The 1,645-nt window shown below is 68.8% G+C and carries 1 protein-coding gene and 1 pseudogene; one reads left to right on the forward strand and one right to left on the reverse strand.

Annotated elements, in window-relative coordinates:
- Positions 1 to 560 (forward strand): annotated as a pseudogene (locus WB508_RS00995) (hypothetical protein); the annotation flags it as partial.
- 7 nt (positions 561 to 567) lie between these two features.
- Here the strand turns inward: WB508_RS00995 and WB508_RS01000 are convergent.
- A partial coding sequence (locus WB508_RS01000) for a polysaccharide biosynthesis tyrosine autokinase (protein ID WP_423843006.1) occupies positions 568 to 1,645 on the reverse strand: 1,078 nt, incomplete at its 5' end.

Below are 1,645 nucleotides of genomic sequence, written 5' to 3' on the forward strand. Positions count from 1 at the left end.
CGCCCGGTGCTGCGCCGATGAAGCGGCCCAGATTCGCCGTGCTGGCGATCTGCACCGCCAACATCTGCCGCTCGCCGATGATGGAAATCCTGCTGCGCGATCAGCTGGACCGCGCGCGTTTTGAGATCGCCAGCGCAGGTGTCAACGGCATGGTCGGGCAACCCATGGACGCGATGTCAGAGATGGAGCTGATGCGTCACGGACTGTCGGCCGACACCTTTCGTTCGCATCCAATTGACCAGTACCTGGTGGGCGCGGCCAATTTGATCCTCACCGCCACCGCGAGTCACCGGCAGCGCATCCTGGAGGATGAGCCGCGGGCGATGCGCAGATCCTTCACTCTGCGTGAGTTCGCAGTCCTGTGCGATCGTGTCGACAACGCCAAGTTCACGGCGCCACAGCTGGTGGCAGAGGCCGCGGCGCAACGCCAGAGCCTCAAGGGGTCGATGGATGTGAAGGACCCCTACCGGCGTCCGCCCCGGGTGCACCGCGAGACCGCCGATCAAATCGTCGAGGCCGTGGACGTCATCGCTGCCCGCCTCAACCGCTGCCTGGCCTGACCCGCCGTCACCGACGTGCGCGACGGCCTTCGCCGGAGCCGGCGGTGCGCTTGGGCGCATCCTGGTATTCATAGCCGTATCCGTACCGCGCGATCCCCCGCGCAGGCACCATGGTGAGCACCGTGCCCAGCAGGTCGGCTCCCACGGACTCGAGTCGGCCGGCCGCAGCCCGCACCTGTTCGGCGGTGGTGCGACCGTGGCGGACGAGCAGCACGGCGCCGTCGGACAGGGTCGCCAGCAGTGCCGCGTCCGTGACGGGTAGCAGCGGCGGTGCGTCGAACAGCACGATGTCGTAACGACGCCGCAGCGTCAGGACGAGGTCAGCCATGGCGTTGGTCTGCAGCAGCTCGGAGGGGTTGGGCGGCAGCGCACCGGTGGTCAGCACATCGAGTCCGTGCACCGAGGTTTCCTGGACCGCATCGGCGAGGTCGACGGTGCCGACGAGGGCGGTGGTCAGTCCGGGCGCGTGATCGAGCCCGAACAGCTCGTCGAGTTGAGGGCGGCGGAGGTCGGCGTCGACCAGCACGACGCTCGCGCCGCCGTGCGCAAGCGCGATGGCCAGATTCGCGACGGTGGTGGACTTGCCTTCCCCCGGCATGCTGCTGGTGACGGTCAACACCGTCTCGGTGCTGTCGACGTCGACGAACTGCAGATTGGTGCGCAGCAGTCGGGACGCCTCGAAGCGGGGGTCGCCGGGGTCGAGGTCCGTGACGAGGGGGTTGCGGTTCGCGGTCCGGTCGTAGCCAATGGCGGCCAGCATGGGAGCCCCCGTGGCCTCCGTGAGGTCATCTGGTGTCCGGATGGGCCGGTGGGTGAGCTGCCGTGCGGCCGACACGGCCAGTCCGAGCAGCAAACCGATCAGCGCGCCGATCGCCAGCCACCACGAAACAGAGGGGGACGACGGTCGCGACGCAGTACCGGACTCGTCAACCACTGACGCCACCACCGTTGCGGACGCAGCCTTGCCCTCCTCCGAGGGGCTCGTCGCGGGCATCACGCGGGCGATGCCGCGGTCCTCCAAAAGAGTGATGAGCGACTGCGCCGCCGATCCGCTCAGCGCCGCCGCCGTGCGAGCGTTGCCGTGG

This window comes from Aeromicrobium sp., assembly GCF_049586495.1.
GTDB lineage: Bacteria > Actinomycetota > Actinomycetes > Propionibacteriales > Nocardioidaceae > Aeromicrobium.